We start from the raw sequence: 16,711 nt of genomic DNA, 5'->3' as shown, positions 1-16,711 counted from the left end.
GGAGACGACACATGACGGACGACACACGTGCCACGCAATTGCTTTCGGGCCAGACCTGGGCCGACTTCTGCGACACCCTGAAACGCAGCGGAGAACAGATCCTGCGCGCCGAGGCGCCGGACGATCCGCTGACGCGCGCGGAAGGATTCCGCTACCTGAGCCGGCTGATGCGTATCGCGCTCGAGATGCACGTCGAGTTCGCGGACGGTGCATGGCCCGGCTTTTTCTCGCCGTCGCACGAGACCGCGAAGATCGGCGCCGACAATCCCGACAACCTGTACCAGTACGCGCGTCTCGACGGCCGCTGCGAATATCGCGTGACGGGGCGGCGCGGCACGGTGGCCTACCTGAGCTTCGGCACGCAGAAGGGCGGCTACGAGACCGACGGCAAGATGCTGCAGACGGGCTTTCTCGACGCAAAGCAGCTCGAGATCGCGCCGGACGGCAGCGTCGAGATCGTGCTGAGCGAAACGCCGCGCGCGGGTAACTGGGTACGCATGGAGCCGGGCACCAACGCGTTGCTGGTGCGCCAGACCTTCCTCGACCGGCGCGCGGAAACGCCGGCACAACTGAAGATCGAGCGCATCGGCGCCGACGATCGCCCGGCGCCGCTCGACCCGCTCGTGCTGCAGGGCGGCCTCACGCGCGCGGCGCAGTTCGTCGAGCAGACGTCGAAGCTGTTCGCGGACTGGGCCGCGAGCTACCGGTCGCACGTGAATGCGCTGCCGCCCGCCGACCAGGCGCTGTGCCAGTCGGTCGGCGGCGATCCGAACATCTACTACTACCACTCGTGCTGGTCGCTGGCCGATGACGAAGCACTCGTGATCGACGTCGACACGGTGCCCGACTGCGACTTCTGGAACGTGCAGCTCAACAACTACTGGATGGAATCGCTCGATTACCGGCACTTCGATATCTGCGTGAACAAGCACAGCGCGCGGCTGAATGCGGACGGCGGCGTGACGGTGGTCGTCGCGGCCGTGCGGCCCGGCCATGCGAACTGGCTCGATACCGCCGGGCATCGCACCGGCACGATCTGCTGGCGCTGGGTCGGCGCCGCGCAGCCGGTGCATCCGCGCACGCGGGTCGTCAAGCTTGCAACGCTGAAGGAGGCCGCATGAACGCGCCGCTTGACCGGATCCGCACGCTGCTCTCGGCCGACGGGTTGATCGCCGAAGCCGTGTCGCGCACGGGCGGACTGACCGCGTTCGGTGACGGGCCGTATCGCGAGGCGCTCGACGTGATGTGTGCGTCGCTGATCGACGAAGCGAAGCTGTCCGCGCGCGGCGCGGAGATGATGCGCGAGAAGCTCGTCGGCCAGCTCGTGAACCGGCTCGTCATCGAGGACTACTTCGGGCGTCATCCGGAAATCGCGGAGATCGCGATCGACGATCCGCTCGTGATCGTCGGCCTGCCGCGCACGGGTACGACGCTGCTGCAGCGCCTGCTGGCCGTCGACCTGCGCTTCCATACTGCGGCGTGGTGGGAAACCCGCTACCCGGCGCCGCTTGCAGGCGAGACGCTCGCCGAGCCGACGGTGCGCATTGCGCGTGCGCAGGCCGAGGTCGCGACGATGATCGACTGCATTCCGCAGATCCTGACGATCCATCCGCTCGATGCGATGCTCGGGGACGAGGAGTTCATGCTGATGGAGCATGCGTTCGTGTGCGCGATGGATTCGTATGCGAACGTGCCCCGCTATACGGCATGGCTCGCGCGGCAGGATCTCACACCGGTCTATACATACCTGAAGCGGATGCTGCAGTTCCTGCAATGGCAGAAGGCGCAGCGTGGCGTCGCGCCGGCCGCGCGCTGGCTGCTGAAGACGCCGCAGCACCTGCATGCGCTCGACGTGCTGTGCCGCGTGTTTCCGCGTGCGCAGGTCGTGCTCACGCACCGCGATCCGGCGCAGACGATTCCGTCGATGGCGAGCATGGCGCACACGTTGTGGCAGATGTATGCGGACGATCCGGATCCGCTTGCCGTCGGCGCGCAGTGGAACGCGGGGATGGCGCGCGCGATCGGTGCGGCGATGGCCGCGCGCGATGCGCTGCCGGTCGACCGCTTCCTCGACGTGCGCTTCGAGGACACGGTGTCGAATCCGCTCGGCGTCGCCGAGGCCGTGTACGCGTTTGCCGGGATGCCGCTCGATGCGCGGCAGCGCGCGGCGATGACGGACTGGATGGCGCGCAACGGCCGCGACAAGCGTGCCGCACACGACTATTCGATCGCGCGCTTCGGCTTCACCGATGCACAGCTCGCGCGCGACTTCGCCGCGTATCGCGCGCGGCACCTGCGGGCATCCGGCTGACGGACATTGCTCGCGAGATCCACGACAACCAGGAGACAACCATGTTGCTGAAGGACAAGATCATCGTGATTTCCGGGATCGGGCCGGGGCTTGGTGTGAAGCTCGCCGTCGAGGCCGCGCGCGAGGGTGCGCGCGGCGTGGTCGTCGCGGCGCGCACCCTCGAAAAGCTCGACGATGCCGAAGCGCGAATCCACGCACTCGGCGTCGACTGCGACGTGCTGAAGGTGCGGACCGACATCACCGACCGTGCACAATGTCGCCAGCTCGCGACGCAGGCCGTCGAGCGCTTCGGCCGGATCGACGCGCTCGTGAACAGCGCATTCGTGCACGGCACGTTTCCGGAACCGGTGGAGGAAGCCGACCTCGACGGCTGGCGCGCGGTGTTCGACACCAACGTGTTCGGCACGATGGCGCTCACGCAGGCAGTCGTGCCGCACATGAAGCGGCACAAGCGCGGCGCGATCGTGATGATCAACACGCAGGCGACCCGCAAGCCGTTTGCAGGGGAAGGCGGCTACGCTGTATCGAAGGGGGCGCTCGCGGTTGCGGCAAAATACCTGGCGCGCGAACTCGGCGTGCACGGCATTCGCGCGAACAGCATCCACATGGGGTGGATGTGGGGCGTGCCGACCCAGACGTATTTCCGGCAGGCGGCTGCCGAGTACGGCATGACGGAAGAGCAGGTCATCGCGCCGATCGCGTCGAATCTCGCGCTCGCGAAGTTGCCGACCGACGACGACTGTGCACGCGCGGCGCTGTTCCTCGCGTCGGACTATGCGAATGCGGTGACGGGTGCGACGCTCGACGCGAATGGCGGCGATTTCATGCCCTGACGATGGAGCAAAGGATCATGCAGGACAACCACGACACACGACACTTCTTTGCATTCAACGGCGACGCGGACGGGCTGTGCGCGCTTCAGCAACTTCGGCTCGCGGAGAGCGAGCACGGCACGCTCGTGACCGGCGTGAAACGCGACATCAAGCTGCTCGAGCGGATCGGCGCGCGGGCGGGCGACATCGTCACCGTGCTCGACGTGTCGCACGACCAGAATCGCGACGCGTGCGCGCGACTGCTGCGCGACGGCGCGACGATCCGCTATTTCGACCATCACTTCGCGGGCGAACTGCCCGACGATCCGCGCTTCGACGCGCATATCGACACGGCGGCCGACGTCTGCACGAGCGCGATCGTGAACCGCTATCTCGACGGCCGGCACGTGCGCTGGGCGATCGTCGCGGCGTTCGGCGACGAGTTGCCGGCGCTCGGCCACGCGCTGGCGAGTGAGTACGGGATCGACGAGGCGCAACGCGACACGCTCGCCGAACTTGGGCTCTACCTGAACTACAACGCGTACGGCGAGTGTGTCGGCGATCTGCATTTCGACCCGGCCGCGCTCGCCGATGCGATGCTGCCGTGCGTCGACCCGCTCGATTTCGTGCGCGAGACAACCGTGTTCGCCGCGCTGCGCGACGGCTACCGCGACGACATGGCGCGTGCGTGCGCGCTCGCGCCGCTGCGCGAGGTGCCCGGTGCGACGCTGGTCCGGATGCCTGATCATCCGTGGGCGCGGCGAGCGACCGGCATGCTCGCGAACGAGCGGATGCGCAGTGCGCCGCATGCGGCGCTCGCGGTGCTGTCGCCACGTGCGGACGGCGGGCTCGTCGTCAGCGTGCGCGTGCCCGATGGCCGACCGCTCGGCGCCGACGAGTTCTGTCGCGGCTTTCCGACCGGCGGCGGGCGCAAGCGCGCGGGCGGGATCAACCATCTGCCGGAAACCGAGTTCGACGCATTCGCCGAGCGATTCGAGGCCGCGTTCAGGCTCGATTGACGCAGCGGGCTGCGACGGTGCGTGCGCCGTGCACCTGCGCACGACGCGCGCATCGCGAATGGATCAACCGGTCGCGCCCGCGAGCACGGTCGGCACGTTGTGACCGTAGCAGCGTTCCTCGACGCGTTCGGCGATGCGCCAACCTTGCACAGTGCGCGCGAAACGGTCGACGTACCAGAGCCCGAGAAACATCACCTGCGTGCCGCCGTCCGCCAGCGCGACTTCCATCGGATTGAAGCAGATCGTGCGGCCGCGTGCGGTATCGCCGTCGAGCCGGATCGACAGGTTGCCGACCATGTGCTGGTACTGCGGAAACTGCGGCAACACGGTGCGCAGCCAGGCCTTCACCTCCGGATAGCGGCCGGCGATGCCGCCCATCGCGCGATAGTCGATTGCAGCATCAGGGGTGAACACCGCGTCGAGCGCGTCGAAGTCGCGCGTATCGATCGCGCTCGAATACGCGACGATCAGCTCGCGGATGTCGTGATGGTCGGACAGCGTTTGCAGATCGGGCATCGGCGGCTCCCGGTCACGCGCCGTTGCGCCGGCGTGCCGCGTGGAGCGCTTCGGCACGCTGCTTCACGTCGCGCGCGCACTGGTCAAAACCCTGTTTTACCCACCCTCCGTGGTTCTGCATGATCGTGTCCGCGTTGACGCCGACGAACTGGTCGGTCGTGAAATAGCGGCAGCGCTCCGCGCCGATCGCGTCGATGTACTGGTCGCGGCGCGCGGCGTCCTTGTTGTCGTCGGTCGGGCGCTGCTCCCACGACAGCAGGCGTTCGGGTTCGTACGCGACGAGGATCTCGTTGACGGGAATCACGGTCTCCGTGCCCGGGATGCGCACCTGCATGTGCACGAAATCGCCGAGCCTGCCGGTCGTTTCGAAGCCGACGCAGAACGTGTTCCATTCGCCGTAGCGCGGGAAGTCGGTCAGCACTTCCCAGACGACGGAAGCCGGTGCGTCGATGTCGACGGTGATCGAGGTGACGAGATTCGAGGGTTTGGTCATGGCGATGTATCGGATCGGATGAAACCGCGCCGACCCGGGTGGCGGGACGCGTCGCGGCGGTCGGAAGGAGCCGCGCCGGCATCGGTCGGCGCGCGTGACGGGTGTGGCTCGGGACGTGCGGGGCGTTTTCGCCGGCACGTGCCGCGCAGCGCACCCGACATCGAGCGTAGGTCGGCACACGCGGCGAAGAATCGTCGGAATGGACTAAGGCGTTTCACCGGGGCGGCAGGGTGGTGCGATCGCCGCGATGGTCGGCGGCATGGGCGCGCCGGCGCATCATGCACGCAGAACGTCGACACCACGCAGCGCAGCCGCGACAATACGGGTCTCTTTCCGCTTTCGTCATCGAGGTGCCTGTGTCCGCCAAGTCGTCCGTTGCTCCCGCGATCGTCTGGTTCCGCGACGATCTACGCGTGACCGACCAGCCCGCGCTGACGCGCGCGGTGGAATCGGGCCGGCCGCTCATTTGCGTATTCGTCGACGACACGGGCGACGGCGCCGGGCGCGCGCTCGGTGGTGCAGCGCGCTGGTGGCTGCACGGGTCGCTGGCCGGGCTCGATGCGGCGCTCGCGCGTCATGGCGGGCGCCTGCTGCTGTTGCGCGGCGACGCGCCGCGCGAGATCGAGCGCATCGTGCACGACACGGGGGCGCAAGCCGTGTACTGGAACCGTCGCTACGCGCAACCGCAGCGCGACGCCGATGCGGCGCTGAAGGCGTCGCTCAAGGCGTGCGGCGTCACGGTCGAGAGCAGCAACGGCAGCCTGCTGAACGAGCCCTGGGAGGTGCTGACGGGCGGCGGCACCCCGTATCAGGTATTCACTGCGTACTGGCGGGCGGCGCGACGGGATCGCACGGTCGCCGCGCCGCTGCCGGAACCCGAGCGGATCGCGTTTCATCCGTGGCCGAAAGCCGTGCGTGACCGCGCGCTGGCGCTCGACGCGCTTGCGTTGCGGCCGCATTCACCCGATTGGGCCGGCGGCCTGCGCGATGCGTGGCCCATGCCCGACGAAGCCGGCGCGCACGCGCAGCTCGACGCGTTCCTGACGACATCGCTCGCCGGCTATGCGGACGCGCGCGATCTGCCCGACCGTCCCGCGACGAGCCGGCTGTCGCCGTTCCTGCGCTTTGGCAACGTGTCGCCGCGACAGGTGTGGCACGCGGTGCAGGGCGCCGCGAGCGCAGGCGGCGCGGCGCTTGCCGCGGACGCCGACAAATTCCTCAGCGAACTCGGCTGGCGCGAGTTCAGCTACACGCTGCTGTATCACTTCCCGGCGCTCGCGACCGACAACTTCCGTGCGCAGTTCGACGCGATGCCGTGGCGTGACGATCCCGCCGCGCTGCGCGCATGGCAGCGCGGGCTGACCGGCTATCCGCTCGTCGATGCGGGCCTGCGCGAACTGTGGACGACCGGCTGGATGCACAACCGCGTGCGAATGGTCGTCGCGTCGTTCCTGATCAAGCATCTGCTGATCGACTGGCGCGCGGGCGAAGCATGGTTCTGGGACACGCTGGTTGACGCCGATCCCGCGAACAACGCGGCGAGCTGGCAGTGGGTGGCCGGGTGCGGTGCCGACGCCGCGCCGTATTTCCGCATCTTCAATCCGGTCGCGCAGGGGCAGAAGTTCGATCCGGACGGCGCGTACGTGCGGCGCTGGGTGCCCGAGCTTGCCGGTCTCGACAACGCCTCGATCCACGCGCCGTGGGAGGCGTCGCCGCTGGAACTTGCCGCGGCCGGCGTGCGGCTCGGTGTCGATTATCCAGCGCCGCTCGTCGAGCATGCGGCCGCGCGCGCCCGCGCGCTCGATGCGCTGGCGGCATTGCCGAAGCGCCGCTGACCGCACGCTCCGGATGGCCGCATCAATTGCAGAACGCGACGTGTTCGAGCAGCGCGTACGCGACGCCCGAGCTGAAATAAGCCGCGCCGCACCACGCGACGAAGGCGAGCGCGCCGGCGGCCAGCGCCGCGCGGATCATGCCCATGCCGCGTTGCCCGATGCCGGGCGCGCGACGCGCGCGTCGTTGATCGGCAGATGCAGCAACGCCGCGAGCACGCCGAGCGCGATCGAGCCGATCCACAGCGGCATGTATGAGTGCGTCGCGTCGTACACCACCGCGCCGAGCCAGACGCCGAAGAAGCTGCCGAGCTGGTGTCCGAAGAACACGAAGCCGAACAGCGTCGCGATGTAGCGCACGCCGAACACCTGCGAGATCACGCCGTTCGTCAGCGGCACGGTGCCGAGCCACGTGAACCCCATCACGGCCGCGAACACGTAGACGCTCGCGGGCGACAGGGGTGCCGCGACGAACGCGGCCATCGTGAGCGCACGCACGAGGTACAGCACCGACAGCACGTACTTGCGCCGCAGCAGCCCGCCGAGATGGCCGCACGCATAGGTGCCGGCCACGTTGGTGAGCGCGATCAGCGCAAGCGCGACGCTCGCGTGGCGTGCCGGCAGCCCGTGGTCGAGCAGGTACGCGGGAAGATGCGTCGCGATGAACGCGAGCTGGAAGCCGCATGCGAAGAAACCCGCGTTCAGCAGCCAGAAGCCGCGATGCGCGAACGCTTCGCGCACGGCTTCGCCGATCGACTGGTCGGGGCCGGCGGCGGCAGCCTGCGCGGGGCGGTCGCGTAGCAGCAGGGCGAGCGGGGCAAGCAGCGCCGCGACGAGCGCCAGCGCGACGAACGCGTGCCGCCAGCCGATGCCGCCGATCAGCGTCTGCGCGACGGGCACCATGCAGAACTGGCCGAGCCCGCCGATCGCGCCCGCAACGCCGAGCGCCCAGCCGCGCCGGTCCGGCGGAAACAGGCGGCTCAGCGCGCCATAGATCGACGCGAACGCCGAGCCCGACAGCGCGATGCCGATCACGAGCCCGGCGCCGACCGTGAACATGCCGGTCGTCGCCGCGTGCGCCATCGTGACGAGCCCGGCCGCATACAGCAGCATCCCGGCGACGATCACGCGCAGCGAGCCGAAGCGATCGGCGACCATCCCCGTGAACGGCTGCGCGACGCCCCAGATCAGGTTCTGCAGCGCGAGGGCGAGCCCGAATGCTTCGCGCGACCAGCCGTGGTCGAGCGACACCGGCGCGAGGAACAGGCCCTGCACATGGCGGATGCCGAGCGCGGCGCCCATGATCAGGCCGCCGGCCAGGACGGGCAGCCAGCGGCGGCGGACTTCCTGCTCGATCGGGGTCATGCGTGTCTCCGGATGAAGGCGCGCGGCAAGACGGCCGCGCTCGATCCGATTAGACGATCGGGCCCGTCGTCGCTCAAGCGATCATTCGGTCAGGTTGGCATGCTTGGCAGGAATGCGATGCGGAGCACGCGGGGGAGGAGCGGGCGTGCCCGGCAGCGGTCGGGTCGATACGCAAAGGCCGCGTCGGCTTACACCGACGCCGTGCCGTGCGCACGCATCGCGGTATCGCAATCGGCCGCTTCGGCGAGCATCCAGTCGCGCACGTCGGCGACTTCGCGGCGTGGGGCCGGATCGTGCTGGAACAGCCAGTAGCCGTACGCATCCGACAGCGCCTGCGTGTGCGGCCCGAGCACCGCGAGCCGCCCGTCCGCGAGCATCGGCGCAACGAGCGCGAGCCGGCCGAGCGCGACGCCCTGGCCCGCGATCGCCGCCTGGATCACCTGGTCGTACTGGTTGAAGCGCAGCACGCCTTTCGGGCGCGCGTCGCCGAGCCCGGCCGCGTGCAGGTGCGCGCGCCACTGCAATTGCGGCTGCGGCGGCCCGTCGAATTCGAGCAGCACGTGGTCGGCGATCGCGGCCGCGTTCGTGACGGGCCGCGCGGCGAGCGCCGGATGCGCGACCGGCACGACGATCTCGTCGAACAGGCGCAGCGCGCCGGCCGGCGCGCGCTCGCGCGGACAGTAGCGGATCCCGAGGTCGATGCCTTCGGCGCGCAAATCGAGTACCTTGTCGTTCGCGGCCACGCGCAGGTCGATCTCCGGCAGGCGCGCCTGCAGCCGCCCGAGCCGCGGCAGCAGCCACAGCGCGGTGACGCCGATGCTGGCGGTGATCGTGACGGGCTGGCGCTCGCGCGTGGCCGCGAGCGAGGCGACGGTGTCCTGCAGCCCGTGCAGTGCCGCATCCGCGACGCGAAACAGCCGCTCGCCTTCCGGCGTGAACGCGATCTTCCGGTAGCCGCGCTGCAGCAATGCGACGCCGAGATGCGCTTCGAGTGCGTGTACCTGGCGGCTGACCGCCGATTGCGTGACGCACAGGTCCTGCGCGGCGAGCGTGATGCTCATGCGGCGGCCGACGGCGACGAAACCGCGGACGAGGTCGAGCGACGGGAGGCGGACGAGCGGCGTTGACATGCGCGTGACTCATGCGAACGGAGCAGCAAGATTGGTTGAGAACGCGGGGCGCGTCAAGTTCAATGGAGGCTGGTGCGGGCGGTGAAGGATGGGGCGGGCGACGCCCCGGCCGGCTGCGAAGCATGGACGTGGGCAGGCACTGACGCGCTCACCCGGACGGACCGCGAAGCATGGGACCGGAGACACGATGACGATTTCGAATGAAGGCCGCGAAATGACGCAGGGCTCCCGCGCGGCGGACGCATTGCCGCCCGAGCCGGTGACGCTGCGCGCGGCCGACGGCTATACATTGCGCGGCCATGTATGGCGCCATCGCGGCGGCAGTGTCGTGCGGCCGGTGACGGTCATCAATTGCGCGACGTCGGTGCGTTGCGACTACTACTTCCGTTTCGCGGCCTGGCTGTTCGCCCAGGGGCGCGACGTGCTCGTCTACGACTATCGCGGCATCGGCGGGTCGCGCCCGGCGCAACTGGCGAAGCTGCGCGCGAACTGGCTCGACTGGGGGCGGCTCGATTGCGAAGCCGCGCTGCACTACGCACGCGACGCGTTTCCGGGCCAGCCGATCGACGTCGTCGCGCACAGCATCGGCGGGTTCGCGCTCGGGCTCGCCGCATCGAACGTCCACGTGCGGCATGCGGTGACGGTCGGCGCGCAGTATGCGTACTGGCGCGATTACCTGCCGGCCGAACGGCGGCGCATGTGGTGGAAGTGGCACGTCGCGATGCCGGTGCTCGCGGCCGTGTTCGGCTACGTGCCCGCGAAGCGGCTCGGCTGGATGGAGGACACGCCGCGCGGCGTCGCGTTGTCGTGGGTGCGCGCGCAGGCGCGCTTCGAGGAGGGCTATACGAGCGGCCCGCTCGCCGAACCCGCCGCGAGCCGCGCCGCGTTGCCCGCCCGCTTCGCGGGGCTGTCGGCGCCGATGCTCGCGATTGGCCTCGACGACGACGGGTTCGGCACGGTCGAGGCGATCGAGCGGCTGGTCGGCTACTACACGGGCAGCGACGTCACGCATCTGCGGATCGCGCCGGCCGACATCGGCGTCGACGCGATCGGCCATTTCGCGTTTTTCCACAGCCGCTTCACCGAAACACTGTGGCCGCTCGCGCTCTACTGGCTGCAGCACGGCGCGCTGCCGGCCGATGCGCCGGGCAACGTGCATGCGATTCACCCGGCATCGCGCGGGCGTGGACCCGGCAGCGGCGTGCCGGGCGTTGCCGCGAACGGGTGATAGGGCGGCCTCGTCATGCTTGACGCATGCCGAGAGGACAAGCGCCGGCGCTCAGCATCGACGCCGGCCGGCCGCAACGGTTCGCCATATCGCCTGATCGATTAACATCGGACGTTTCCTTCCACAGGCCGCCGCACGTCGATGCTCGTCCCGCCCGATTCCGTTTCCCCGTCTGAAAGCCCCAGCGCCTGGCGCATGCAGCGGCTCGACGCGCCGCCCGCCGCGGCCCGCGCCGGCGTGCGGATCGCGCGCGTCGATTTCGACTGGCGCGTGCCGCTTGCGTCGCCCGCGTATGCGGCACTGAGCGACGGCGAGCGCGCGCGGGCCGCACGCTTCATGCGGCATGAGGATGCGGTGCGCAGCGCCGCGACGCGTGCCGCGCTGCGCGACGTGCTCGGCACGGCCCTCGGCATCGCGCCGCACGCGGTGGCGATCGTCGTCGACGCATCGGGTCGGCCGTCGCTGGACGGCGCGCATCGCGCATCGCTCGACTTCAACGTGTCGCATGCGGGCGCCCATGCGTTGATTGCGTGGGCCCCCGCGGGGCGCGTCGGCGTCGATATCGAGTGCTGCAACCGCGCGACCGACTGGCGTGCGCTGACGCGCGAAGTCTGCGCGCCCGCCGAGGCCGCCTATCTCGACAGCCTGCCGCCGGCCGAACGCGCCGGCGCATTCATGCGCGTCTGGAGTGCGAAGGAGGCGCTGCTCAAGGCGCTCGGCACGGGCATCGTCGGCGGGCTGAGCGCGTTCGCGGTCATGCCACCGCGCGATGGCGCGACCCCCGCGACGACGATCGTCGAGCCGGCCGCGCCCGCCGCCGGCGTCGCGGCGTTCGATGCGGCGTGGCTCGACGCGGCGCCCGGCTATGCGGCATGCGTCGCGTGGACGCGTGCGTGAGCCGCGCTCAGCGCGCGGCGCTCATTCGAGCGGCGCGTCGTTCGGCGCCGCATAGCGCGCCTTGATCACGTCGCTCATCGCGAAGTCGAACGACAGCCCCTTCGGCGGCACCGGCTTCATGAACCACTTGTCGTACAGCGCATCGATCTCGCCGCGCTTCATCAACTGCACGAGCACACCGTCGACGAGCGCCTTGAACGGCGGATCGTCCTTGCGCAGCATGAACCCGTAGGCTTCCGACGATTGCGGCGTGCCGACGATCTGCCAGTCGGCCGGTTTCGCGGCGAGCTGGCGCACGCCCGCGAGCAACACGTCGTCCATCATGTACGCGGCCGCGCGGCCCGATTCGAGCGTGAGGCGTCCTTCGCCGTAATCCTTCGCGCTGATGATCTGCATGTTCATCTTCTTTTCCTCGTTCATCTTGCGCAGCAGGCGCTCGGACGTCGTGCCCTGGTTCGTCACGACCGTCTTGCCGGCGAGGTCGGGGAAGTCGCGGATGCCCGACGTCGTGCGCGTGAGCAGGCGCGTCGTCGCGACGAAGAAGGTGGTCGAGAACGCGACCTGCGCGTGACGCGCGGCGAGGTTCGTGGTGACGCCGCATTCGAGATCGACGGTGCCGTTCTGCACGAGCGGGATGCGGTTCTGCGACGTGACGGGGATGAAGCGCACCTGCAGGTCGGGCTTGCCGGTGCGCGCCTTCACCGCGGCGATCACGCGGTCGCACAGGTCCTGCGAGAAGCCGATGACCTTGCCGTTCGCGTCGACATAGGAGAACGGCACCGACGTTTCGCGGTGGCCGATCGAGATCAGGTTGCTCTGCCGGATCTTCTCGAGCGTGCCTGACAGCGGCTCCGCGGCGAGCGACGCGCCGCACGCGAGTGCGCACGCGGCGAACAGCAGGGGGCGGCCGAACCGGGCGGCGAGTCGTGACGGGAAGGGCATGGCGGTCTCCGTGGCGAATGATGAACCGTATGTTGCCAAAGACAAAATAATTGCAACAACTGTTAAGCGCAGGATCACACGGGCCGGTGCGGCGGGCCGCACCGGGCATCAGGGAAACTCCCGAGTCGAAATCGGTGAAAAACGGGTTGTCTAGACAAGTTGGCGTGGCTACACTTCAATCCATTCCGAACTTGTCTAGACAGGATTGCTCACATGATTACGTTGACCCCCGGCCATCTGACCCTCCCGCAACTGCGCCAGATTGCCCGCGAATCCGTGCAGCTCGCGCTCGACCCGGCCAGCTTCGCGAAGATCGACGCCGGCGCGAAGGCCGTCGCCGACATCGCCGCGAAGGGCGAGCCGGCCTACGGCATCAACACGGGCTTCGGCCGCCTGGCCAGCACGCACATCCCGCACGACCAGCTCGAACTGCTGCAGAAGAACCTCGTGCTGTCGCACGCGGTCGGCGTGGGCGAGCCGATGGCACGCTCGTCGGTGCGCCTGCTGATGGCACTGAAGCTGTCGAGCCTCGGCCGCGGCCACTCGGGCATCCGTCGCGAAGTGATGGACGCGCTGATCAAGCTGTTCAACGCGGACGTGCTGCCGCTGATCCCGGTGAAGGGCTCGGTCGGCGCATCGGGCGACCTCGCGCCGCTCGCGCACATGTCGGCCGTGCTGCTGGGTGTCGGCGAAGTGTTCATCCGCGGCGAGCGTGCAAGCGCACTCGACGGTCTGCGCGTCGCGGGCCTCGCGCCGCTGACGCTGCAGGCGAAGGAAGGCCTGGCGCTGCTGAACGGCACGCAGGCATCGACCGCGCTGGCGCTCGACAACATGTTCGCGATCGAAGACCTGTACCGCACCGCGCTCGTCGCCGGCGCGCTGTCGGTCGACGCGGCGGCCGGCTCGGTGAAGCCGTTCGACGCACGCATTCATGAGCTGCGCGGCCATCAAGGCCAGATCGATGCGGCCGCGTCGTATCGCGACCTGCTCGAAGGCTCGCCGATCAACCAGTCGCACCGCGACTGCGACAAGGTACAGGATCCGTACAGCCTGCGCTGCCAGCCGCAGGTGATGGGCGCGTGCCTGGACCAGATGCGCCATGCAGCCGACGTGCTGCTGGTCGAAGCGAACGCCGTGTCGGACAACCCGCTGATCTTCCCGGATACCGGCGAAGTGCTGTCGGGCGGCAACTTCCACGCGGAACCCGTCGCATTCGCGGCCGACAACCTCGCGCTCGCCGCGTCGGAAATCGGCGCACTGGCCGAACGCCGCATCGCGCTGCTGATCGACGCGACGCTGTCGGGCCTGCCCCCGTTCCTCGTGCGGGACGGCGGCGTGAACTCGGGCTTCATGATCGCGCACGTGACGGCGGCCGCCCTCGCGTCGGAAAACAAGACGCTCGCGCATCCGGCGTCGGTCGACTCGCTGCCGACCTCGGCGAACCAGGAAGACCACGTGTCGATGGCGACGTTCGCCGCGCGCAAGCTCGCCGACATCGCGGACAACACGAAGCACATCCTCGCGATCGAGCTGCTGGCCGCCGCGCAAGGCGTCGACCTGCGCGCGCCGTACCACACGAGCCCGAAGCTGGCGCCGGTGATGGAAACGATCCGCAGCAAGGTCGCGCACTACGAGCTCGATCACTACTTCGCACCGGACATCGCCGTGATCGCGAAGCTGGTCGGCGAGCGCGCGTTCGCGAAGGTCGCGCCGTTCTCGTTCGCGTCGGAACAGTAAGCCCATGAGCGCGCCGGTCTACCAGGAGATCAAGGATTTCATCCTGGCCCGCATCCACGCAGGCGAGTGGGAGGAGGGCGATCAGGTGCCGTCCGAGAACGAGCTGGCGCGCGAATTCAAGGTGGCGCGCATGACCGTCAACCGCGCGCTGCGCGAGTTGACGGCCGAGCAGGTGCTCACGCGCATGAAGGGGGCGGGCACCTACGTCGCGCGGCCGAAGTACGAGTCGACGCTGGTGGCGATCCGCAGCATCTCGGAGGAAGTCGGCGCACGCGGGCATGCGTATCACGCCAGCGTGCTCGGCCTCGACACGATCCGCGCCGACGACGCGCTCGCCGACGAGATGCAGGTCGCCGTGCGCACGAAGCTGTTTCATTCGCAGGTGCTGCACTTCGAGAACGACGAGCCCGTGCAGCTCGAAGAACGATGGGTGAATCCGGCGGTCGCGCCGGATTACGCCGAGCAGGATTTCACGAACACGACGCCGAACCTGTACCTGATGCGCGCGGCTCCGCTGCAGCGCGTCGAGTACCGGATCGAAGCGGCGGCCCCGGCGCCGGAGCGGCGCGAGCAGCTGCGGATGGACGACGTCGAGCCGTGTCTGGTTTTACATCGACGCACCTGGTCGCAGGGCGTCGTCGCCTCGGTGGCGAATCTGTGGCATCCCGGCAGCCGTTATCGCTTCACCGGGCATTTCTGATTCCTATTTGATAGTCATTTTCCTTCGGGAGCAGTCGTCATGAACCATCCGAAACACATCGATCCCCGTCTCGATCCGACGCGCACGATCCGCGCGCCGCGCGGCAGCGAGAAAGTCTGCAAGACCTGGCTGGCCGAAGCGGCCTACCGGATGATCCAGAACAACCTCGACCCGGAAGTCGCCGAGCATCCGCATGCGCTCGTGGTGTACGGCGGCATCGGCCGCGCGGCACGCAACTGGGAATGCTACGACCAGATCCTCGCATCGCTGAAGGATCTCGAAGAGAACGAGACGCTGCTGATCCAGTCGGGCAAGCCGGTCGGTGTGTTCCGCACGCACAAGGATGCGCCGCGCGTGCTGCTCGCGAACTCGAACCTCGTGCCGCACTGGGCGAACTGGGATCACTTCCACGAGCTCGATCGCAAGGGCCTGATGATGTACGGCCAGATGACGGCCGGCAGCTGGATCTACATCGGCAGCCAGGGCATCGTTCAGGGTACCTATGAAACGTTCTTCTCGGTCGCGAACCAGCACTTCAACGGCGATCCGTCGGGCCGCTGGATCCTGACGGGCGGCCTGGGCGGCATGGGCGGCGCGCAGCCGCTGGCCGCGACGATGGCCGGCTTCTCGATGATCGCGGTCGAATGCGACGAGACCCGCATCGACTTCCGCCTGAAGACGCGCTACGTCGACAAGAAGGCGACGACGCTCGACGAGGCGCTCGGCATGATCGAGGAAGCGAAGCGCACCGGCAAGCCGGTGTCGATCGGCCTGCTCGGCAACGCGGCCGACGTGTTCGCCGAACTCGTCACGCGCGGCATCACGCCGGACTGCGTGACCGACCAGACGAGCGCGCACGACCCGATCAACGGCTACCTGCCGCAAGGCTGGACCGTCGCGCAATGGCGCGAAGCGCAGAAGGTCGATCCGCAGAGCATCGTGAAGGTCGCGAAGCAGTCGATGGCCGTCCAGGTGCGCGCGATGCTGGCGCTGCAGGAACGCGGCGCGGCGACGCTCGACTACGGCAACAACATCCGCCAGATGGCGCTGGAAATGGGTGTCGAGAACGCATTCGACTTCCCGGGCTTCGTGCCGGCCTACATCCGCCCGCTGTTCTGCGAAGGCAAGGGCCCGTTCCGCTGGGTCGCGCTGTCGGGCGATCCGGAAGACATCTACAAGACCGACCAGAAGGTGAAGGAGCTGATCCCCGACGATCCGCACCTGCACAACTGGCTCGACATGGCGCGTGAGCGCATTGCGTTCCAGGGCCTGCCGGCACGGATCTGCTGGGTCGGCGTGAAGGATCGCTATCGCCTCGGCCAGGCGTTCAACGAGATGGTCAGGAACGGCGAACTGAAGGCCCCGATCGTGATCGGCCGCGACCACCTCGACACCGGCTCGGTCGCCAGCCCGAACCGCGAGACGGAATCGATGAAGGACGGTTCGGACGCCGTGAGCGACTGGCCGCTGCTGAACGCACTGCTGAACACCGCAGGCGGCGCATCGTGGGTGTCGCTGCACCATGGCGGCGGCGTGGGCATGGGCTTCTCGCAGCACTCGGGCGTCGTGATCGTCGCCGACGGTACCGCCGAAGCGCACGAGCGCCTCGGCCGCGTGCTGCTGAACGACCCGGCGACGGGTGTGATGCGCCATGCGGATGCCGGCTACGAACTCGCGCAGCAGACGGCCCGCGAAGCCGGCCTGAAGCTGCCGATGCTCGGCCGCTGAG

The 16,711-nt window shown here is 68.8% G+C and carries 16 protein-coding genes; 10 read left to right on the top strand and 6 right to left on the bottom strand.

Annotated elements, in window-relative coordinates:
• Nucleotides 1-11 precede the first annotated feature (11 nt).
• Genes CFB43_RS12290 through CFB43_RS12275 form a run of 4 tightly spaced genes read left to right on the top strand, consistent with a single transcriptional unit; the run spans nt 12 to nt 4,142 of the window.
• The gene (locus CFB43_RS12290; RefSeq protein ID WP_089495198.1) at nt 12-1,121 is read left to right on the top strand and encodes a DUF1214 domain-containing protein; all 1,110 of its coding nucleotides are present in this window, start codon (nt 12-14) and stop codon (nt 1,119-1,121) included.
• Nucleotides 1,118-2,311 carry a sulfotransferase family protein gene (locus CFB43_RS12285; RefSeq protein ID WP_089495197.1) on the top strand — a complete coding sequence of 398 codons (1,194 nt, stop codon included), beginning with the start codon at nt 1,118-1,120 and terminating at the stop codon, nt 2,309-2,311. Before CFB43_RS12290 ends, CFB43_RS12285 begins: the two co-directional genes overlap by 4 nt.
• A 41-nt stretch (nt 2,312-2,352) precedes the next feature.
• Entirely contained in the window at nt 2,353-3,144 is a 792-nt protein-coding gene (locus tag CFB43_RS12280) for an SDR family oxidoreductase (protein ID WP_089495196.1), read from the top strand.
• Nucleotides 3,145-3,161: 17 nt separating this feature from the next.
• Nucleotides 3,162-4,142: an acetyltransferase gene (locus CFB43_RS12275; protein ID WP_089495195.1), complete on the top strand. Its 981-nt coding sequence runs from the start codon at nt 3,162-3,164 to the stop codon at nt 4,140-4,142.
• A gap of 63 nt (nt 4,143-4,205) precedes the next feature.
• On the opposite strand, the gene CFB43_RS12270 is transcribed toward CFB43_RS12275, so the two are convergent.
• Nucleotides 4,206-4,658: a nuclear transport factor 2 family protein gene (locus CFB43_RS12270; RefSeq protein WP_089495194.1), complete on the bottom strand. Its 453-nt coding sequence runs from the start codon at nt 4,656-4,658 to the stop codon at nt 4,206-4,208.
• 13 nt (nt 4,659-4,671) lie between these two features.
• Nucleotides 4,672-5,151, bottom strand: a complete 480-nt coding sequence (locus tag CFB43_RS12265; protein WP_089495193.1) for an SRPBCC domain-containing protein — start codon at nt 5,149-5,151, stop codon at nt 4,672-4,674.
• 356 nt (nt 5,152-5,507) lie between these two features.
• Between CFB43_RS12265 and CFB43_RS12260 the strand changes: the two genes are divergently transcribed.
• On the top strand, nt 5,508-6,986 hold the full coding sequence (locus tag CFB43_RS12260; protein WP_089495192.1) for a cryptochrome/photolyase family protein: 1,479 nt from the start codon (nt 5,508-5,510) through the stop codon (nt 6,984-6,986).
• A 22-nt stretch (nt 6,987-7,008) separates the two neighbouring features.
• Here the strand turns inward: CFB43_RS12260 and CFB43_RS38805 are convergent, their stop codons facing one another.
• The 3 genes from CFB43_RS38805 to CFB43_RS12250 form a co-directional block, all read right to left on the bottom strand.
• Nucleotides 7,009-7,131: a hypothetical protein gene (locus CFB43_RS38805; protein WP_256989978.1), complete on the bottom strand. Its 123-nt coding sequence runs from the start codon at nt 7,129-7,131 to the stop codon at nt 7,009-7,011.
• Nucleotides 7,122-8,348, bottom strand: coding sequence for an MFS transporter (locus tag CFB43_RS12255; RefSeq protein WP_089495191.1), 1,227 nt, complete (start codon nt 8,346-8,348; stop codon nt 7,122-7,124). The genes CFB43_RS38805 and CFB43_RS12255 overlap by 10 nt, the downstream gene beginning before the upstream one ends.
• A gap of 188 nt (nt 8,349-8,536) precedes the next feature.
• A complete protein-coding gene (locus CFB43_RS12250; protein ID WP_089495190.1) occupies nt 8,537-9,478 on the bottom strand; it encodes a LysR substrate-binding domain-containing protein in 942 nt (313 codons plus the stop codon).
• A gap of 187 nt (nt 9,479-9,665) precedes the next feature.
• Here CFB43_RS12250 and CFB43_RS12245 point away from each other — a divergent pair, with 187 nt between their 5' ends.
• Nucleotides 9,666-10,706, top strand: a complete 1,041-nt coding sequence (locus tag CFB43_RS12245) for an alpha/beta hydrolase family protein (protein ID WP_089495189.1) — start codon at nt 9,666-9,668, stop codon at nt 10,704-10,706.
• A gap of 141 nt (nt 10,707-10,847) precedes the next feature.
• Nucleotides 10,848-11,603 carry a 4'-phosphopantetheinyl transferase family protein gene (locus CFB43_RS12240; protein ID WP_089495188.1) on the top strand — a complete coding sequence of 252 codons (756 nt, stop codon included), beginning with the start codon at nt 10,848-10,850 and terminating at the stop codon, nt 11,601-11,603.
• Between the two features lie 21 nt (nt 11,604-11,624).
• Here the strand turns inward: CFB43_RS12240 and CFB43_RS12235 are convergent, their stop codons facing one another.
• On the bottom strand, nt 11,625-12,545 hold the full coding sequence (locus tag CFB43_RS12235) for a glutamate/aspartate ABC transporter substrate-binding protein (RefSeq protein WP_089495187.1): 921 nt from the start codon (nt 12,543-12,545) through the stop codon (nt 11,625-11,627).
• A gap of 213 nt (nt 12,546-12,758) precedes the next feature.
• On the opposite strand from CFB43_RS12235, the gene hutH reads away from it, so the two are divergent.
• From hutH to hutU, 3 genes are read left to right on the top strand one after another with little or no spacing between them, the layout of a single operon-like run.
• Nucleotides 12,759-14,282: a histidine ammonia-lyase gene (gene hutH, locus CFB43_RS12230; RefSeq protein WP_089495186.1), complete on the top strand. Its 1,524-nt coding sequence runs from the start codon at nt 12,759-12,761 to the stop codon at nt 14,280-14,282.
• 4 nt (nt 14,283-14,286) lie between these two features.
• Complete coding sequence (hutC, locus tag CFB43_RS12225) at nt 14,287-14,982, top strand: histidine utilization repressor (protein ID WP_069248398.1); 696 nt, start codon at nt 14,287-14,289, stop codon at nt 14,980-14,982.
• Nucleotides 14,983-15,021: 39 nt separating this feature from the next.
• Nucleotides 15,022-16,710 (top strand): urocanate hydratase, encoded by a 1,689-nt coding sequence (hutU, locus tag CFB43_RS12220; RefSeq protein WP_089495185.1) that lies wholly within the window; start codon nt 15,022-15,024, stop codon nt 16,708-16,710.
• The last annotated feature ends 1 nt before the right edge of the window (nt 16,711 follow it).

Origin of the sequence: Burkholderia sp. AU15512, assembly GCF_002223325.1 — a bacterium.
Taxonomy (GTDB): Bacteria; Pseudomonadota; Gammaproteobacteria; order Burkholderiales; family Burkholderiaceae; genus Burkholderia.
Note: the sequence above shows the minus strand (reverse complement) of the source record. Positions and strands in the feature narration are given on the sequence as shown.